The organism is Streptomyces bungoensis, from assembly GCF_001514215.1.
Taxonomy (GTDB): Bacteria; Actinomycetota; Actinomycetes; order Streptomycetales; family Streptomycetaceae; genus Streptomyces; species Streptomyces bungoensis.
This window is the reverse complement of the sequence record NZ_KQ948860.1, coordinates 145,464-150,292: the sequence shown is the minus strand read 5'-3', so window position 1 is coordinate 150,292 and position 4,829 is coordinate 145,464. Positions and strand designations below refer to the sequence as shown.

At 76.2% G+C, this 4,829-nt stretch carries 4 protein-coding genes; 1 reads left to right on the top strand and 3 read right to left on the bottom strand.

Going from position 1 to position 4,829, the window contains the following annotated elements; translation table 11 throughout:
- Positions 1-396: 396 nt before the first annotated feature.
- From AQJ66_RS21025 to AQJ66_RS21015, 3 genes are all read right to left on the bottom strand, one after another.
- Positions 397-1,269 (bottom strand): 4'-phosphopantetheinyl transferase family protein, encoded by an 873-nt coding sequence (locus AQJ66_RS21025; protein WP_061924422.1) that lies wholly within the window; start codon positions 1,267-1,269, stop codon positions 397-399.
- Entirely contained in the window at positions 1,266-3,041 is a 1,776-nt protein-coding gene (locus tag AQJ66_RS21020; RefSeq protein WP_061924420.1) for an acyl-CoA dehydrogenase family protein, read from the bottom strand. The genes AQJ66_RS21025 and AQJ66_RS21020 overlap by 4 nt, the downstream gene beginning before the upstream one ends.
- A 139-nt stretch (positions 3,042-3,180) precedes the next feature.
- Positions 3,181-3,915: a hypothetical protein gene (locus tag AQJ66_RS21015; protein WP_159052592.1), complete on the bottom strand. Its 735-nt coding sequence runs from the start codon at positions 3,913-3,915 to the stop codon at positions 3,181-3,183.
- A gap of 475 nt (positions 3,916-4,390) precedes the next feature.
- On the opposite strand from AQJ66_RS21015, the gene AQJ66_RS38355 reads away from it, so the two are divergent.
- Positions 4,391-4,759, top strand: coding sequence for a DUF6059 family protein (locus tag AQJ66_RS38355; RefSeq protein WP_061924414.1), 369 nt, complete (start codon positions 4,391-4,393; stop codon positions 4,757-4,759).
- The last annotated feature ends 70 nt before the right edge of the window (positions 4,760-4,829 follow it).

Genomic DNA, 4,829 nt, shown 5'->3' with positions numbered 1-4,829 from the left:
CGCGGGGGGCTCCGTGGGGGAGCATGCTCCGGGGGACGGCGGCGGTCAGTGCCGGGCCGGCCAGGACACGCAGCACGCCGTGAAGACCGGCGGTGACGAGCGGTACGAGGACGCCGCCCGGCAGGGCGGGCACCGCGAGGCGCACACGTCCGGCACCCGCCCTCGCGGCCGGCCACGGCGCCCGCCCGGCCCGCCGGCTCCCGGGCCGCGCGGCGGGCGCTCCCCGGACGGGCCGACACCGGGGCCTCACCCTCGTACGGGAGCTGCCCGAACCCCGGACAGGGGCCCGGTGCGGCGTCGCGGGGCCGGGGCGCCGGTTGGAAGACCTCAGGTCCTGTCGTCGAACCCCCGCCTCCCCCGCCCTGCGGGCGGACGGCGGGAGTTCGACGACAGGACCTAGCGGCCCCAGGAGCCGATGGCCGCCAGGATCTGGCGGTTGAGGGCCGTGCCGGCGCGGGTGTCCGGCTGGTCCGAGCGGCGGGTGTCCTGCAGGGCGATCGCGGCCAGATGGCCCGTGGGCAGGGTGAACGTGGCGAAGCGCCAGGTGTCGTCGGCGACGGGAGTGCCGTTGGACCGCTCCAGCAAAACCGTTTCAGCGGCCTCCTCCGCGGTCCCCGCGCCCGGGTTCGGCCCCGTCGGCGTACGGAAGCCGAACTCGGTGAACGGGAAGCGCAGACCCTGCCCGAGCGCCTTGCTGTACGCCTCCTTCAGCGTCCACAGGGTCAGCAGCGCGCCGTTGAGCTCCTCGGCCGGGACCGCGGCCAGCCGCAGCCGCTCCGGCGCGGTGCACATCAGGGTCTCCACGTCCCGCCCGCTCAGCCGCCGGGTCAGCGGCTCGGTGTCGACCCCGATGACCCCCAGCGAGGTGATCCCGCACAGCAGCAGGTCCCCGGTGTGGCTCAGGCTCACGTCGATCTGGTCGTACCCGCGCAGCCGCACCCGTCCGTTGAGCCCGTAGCTCAGCTCCAGCGAGGTCGGCTCCGTGCCCAGCGCCACCGCCGCGGTGTGCCGGATCAGCAGCCGGGTCGTCAGGAACCGGTCGCGCAGCTGGTCGCCCTTGAGCCTGCTGTAGCGCGTCCAGTCCCGCCCGAGCAGCGGCCGGCGCTCCTCTTCGGGCGGCAGCAGCGAGCGCCAGTCGGCGAGCGAGGCGTACACCAGCCCGACGCCCGCGGTGTCCAGGTCGTGCAGGAGCCGGGCCCAGGGGCCCGCAGGCCCGGCGACCCGGCTCGGCGTGGGAAGGGGCGGCCGGGGGCCACCGTGCCGGCTCATCCCGCGTACTCCGTGCCCAGCAGGTCCAGGCCGCGCGGCACCCGCACCCGCTCCAGCACCTCGTCGCACAGCCGCCCCTCGATCGCGCGGGGCAGCGGGGGCACCGGCCGGCCGACACGGCGCAGCAGCCGGTGCAGGGCCAGCACCAGCCACGCCGGGTCGGTCAGGAAGGCGTCCGGTCCCGTGCCCGCGTTCAGCCAGACGCCGACGCACGCCGACGCCGCCAGCAGCAGCGCGTACCGCTCGCTGAGCGGGAAGCTGTGCGTGTCCAGGAGGAACCCGTTGTCGGAGCCGGTGAGCCGGCCGGCCTCCCGGCGGATCTCCGCGGCCTCCGCGCACAGGCCGGCCACCAGCTCCCGCAGCAGGTCACCGCCGTCGTGCAGGGTGAGCGCGTCGGGCAGCCGCAGCGCCGCCCGGTCGAGGTAGCCGAGCAGCCCGTCCCCGCCCCCGAACCGGGCCAGCCGGGCCCCGTCCATGGCGGGCAGCGGCACCTCCAGCCGGAACAGGTCGGCCGGGGTCGGCTCCGGCTCGGGCGCGCCGTCCGCGAGCGCGGGCAGGTAGGGCGCGATGACCGACTGGCAGATGGCGCTGCTGACATGGCCGAAGGTGATGGTGGACAGGTCGCGCAGGTGCTTGCGGAAGACGGCGTGGTGACCGCGCTCGGCGTGGAAGGCGTCCCCCATCACCGCGGACAGGTCGTACAGCGCCTCGCCGACGATCTTGGGCGAGATGTACTTGGTGACGGCCGTGAGCACGTCGCACTGGTCGGGCAGCAGGTGCACCGAGCGGCCGGCGGTCAGCGACAGGCAGTCGGCGATCAGCAGGTCGGCGAAGGTGCCGGCGATCGCCGAACGCGCGGTGGCGTCACCGGCGGGCCCGCCGAACTCCCGTTCCTGGGCGGCGCGCACGGCGGAGCGCAGCGCGGTGTCGGCGAGGCCGATGGCCATCGACGGGAAGACGGCGTGCACGGCCGGGTAGGCGCGCAGACTGAGCGCGACGCCGTCACCCCAGGTGCCGACCAGGCTCTCGCCGGGCAGCGGGCAGTCGACGAACTCCAGCCCCGCGGCCTGCAGTCCGCGCACCCCGGTCGTGCGGTGCCGGCCGAGCGCGCGCACCCCGGCGGGCGGCACGGTGGCCGGGTCGAACATCAGGATCGAGTAGTCGGTCTCCCCGTCGCCGGTCTTGACGAAGCCGATGATCAGCTCCGCGGTGTGGGCGTTGTTGATGGCGTTCTTGCGGCCGTTGAGCCGCAGCATGCCGTCGTCGCTCCAGGCGGCGGTGTACTCCTGGGCGTGGAACTCGCTCTCGTGCTCGAAGCGCTGGCAGGCCACCCCGACGGTGCCGCCGCGCAGCACGACCCCGGCCATCCGGCCGGACTGGCGGGCGTCGCCGTTGAGCCAGACCATCTGGGCGCCGAGGAACGGGGTGAAGCCGTGGCTGAAGGCCAGCGCGGGGTCGCGCCGGAAGAAGGGCCGCATCACCAGGCCGAGCAGGTCGGTGCCGGCCATCCGGCCGCCGAGGCGCTCGGGCACCAGTTCGGCGGGCATGCCGAGGCTCTGGAAGCGCCGCAGGCCGACCGGGGAGATCTCCTCCTTCCGGTCGGCGTCGAGCACCGCGTCGAAGCCCATCGGGTTGCCGGGGGCCCACGGATCGCCGAGCCCGTCCTCGATCTCGGCGATCCGGGACCGCACGCGGGTCAGCCGGTCGGGCTGCCACCGTGTGTCCCGGCCGCTGACGGCGGCGATGATGTCGTCGTGTTCGTACATGGTCACCCCAGGGCGATAAGGAGGGGTCGCGAAGGACAGTCCCCCGCACCGTGCGCCATCCGGCTGGAGACGCCCTCGACCGGGAGTCGAGGCTCGGGGAAGGCGGGGCGGGGACCGCTTCCGCGGCACCGGACCGGGGCCGGCCTCAGCGGGGCGCGCGCCGGGGCCCGGTACGGGCTCCCTCGACCAGCCAGCGCCGCAGTGGGCGGCCTGCCGGTGCCGTGCCGTCGCCGCGGCCCGGGAAGGCCCGGAACTCGCTCCGCGCCAGGGCGAGTTTGAGCAGGGCCAGGTCCTGGGGCGGGGTGAGCGGGTCGTCGGCGGTGTAGGCGACGCGGACCAGGCCGGGCAGGGGGTACAGCGTCTCCGCGCGCAGCGCGAAGCCGCCCAGCGCCTCGGGCAGCAGCTCGCGGCGGGGCGCGCCGGTCGCCCGGACCAGCGCGTCCAGGTTCGGGGTGGGGAGCGAGAGCAGCAGCTCGGGCTCGTCGAACAGCCGGGCCACGGGAGTGCCGACGACCTGGGTGACGCGGATCCGCTCGTCGCCGGACGCGGCGGCGAGGGCGGGGATCCCGCCGAGGTCGAAGCCGATGACGCAGGTGCGCGCGGTGACGGCTAGCGGGGCGAAGCGGTCGATGAGCCGGGAGAGCGGCAGGCCGGAGTGGTGCGCCGCGGTCGGCGGCGAGGTGGCGACCACGGCGTGGCCGCGCCGCACCAGCCGCTTCAGCAGGGGCAGGTGCCGCTCGGGCCGGCCGAGCGCACCGGTGACCACCACGGCCAGGGGGCGGGGCCGCCGCGGGTCGAGCCCCCCGGTCCACCACACCGCGTCCCCGCCCGTCATCCGGCCCTCGCCGCGCCACCGGACTCCGGGCTGCTCATCAATCACTCCTCTCAGGGCGGCACGGCACCCACGACGACGTCCGGCCCGCCGAACGGAACCCGCTCCCGACCTGCGTGGGCCCCAGGGCCGAGGCATTGAGCCGGCCCGGTCCCAAGCCGGTCGGGTCCGGACCGGTCCGTTCGGGCCGTCCCGGCCCCCGGCGGGTCGGGCCGTCCCGGCCCCCGGCGGTTCGGTTCGGACGATTCGGGGTTCGGTCGGTTCGTGGTTCGGGGCGGCGGCTCGGCTGTGTGCCACGTGTCACCGGCCCGGGAGGGTGCGAGGTCGTGTCCGGACGAGTCTGCTCGGCCGACCTCAAGGCCCGCTGAAGCCGCCACCTGAGCCCGGTTCGTGCAGGGGGGTGCAGGGACGTCGGGCGGCCTCCGGGTCGAGTCCCCGTCGACCGGGGCGCGAGCCCGGCGCGGAAACGTACGCGGACCAGGCCGGCGGACGCCGGGGAGCCGGTCGTACGGAGGGCGCGGACGTGGACGGGACGTCGCAGGGCGGGATCGTGCGAGGGCTGGTGCGCGGAGCGCTGGCCGTGTACCGGGTGCTGGTCGTGTACGGCGCGCTGTGGGTGGCGATGCCCGACGATCAGATGCGGGTCATCCTGGGGCCGGGGCCGGGGCCGGGTCCGCAGCCGGGTTCGGATTCGGGGCCGGCATCCGGAGTGCATCGGCCCGGCGCCGCGAGCGACGGCGCGGCGTCCCCGCCACGCCCCCGGCGCCGCGCCGTACGGCACCCGGCGCGCCGTATGACGGGCCCGCCGCCGGGCCACCCCGAACGCCTGCGGGACGACATCCCCCTGACCCCGCTGGAGCGCCGGCTACGGCGCGAACTCGGCCTGGGGTAGCCGTACCGCCGCCAGCCGCCAGCCGCCAGCCGCCAGCCGCCAGCCGCCAGCCGCCAGCCGCCAGCCGCCA

Excerpts from the sequence above, each read along its gene's own strand:
- AQJ66_RS21025 (WP_061924422.1), bottom strand. The coding sequence starts at position 1,269 with ATGAGCCGGCACGGTGGCCCCCGGCCGCCCCTTCCCACGCCGAGCCGG.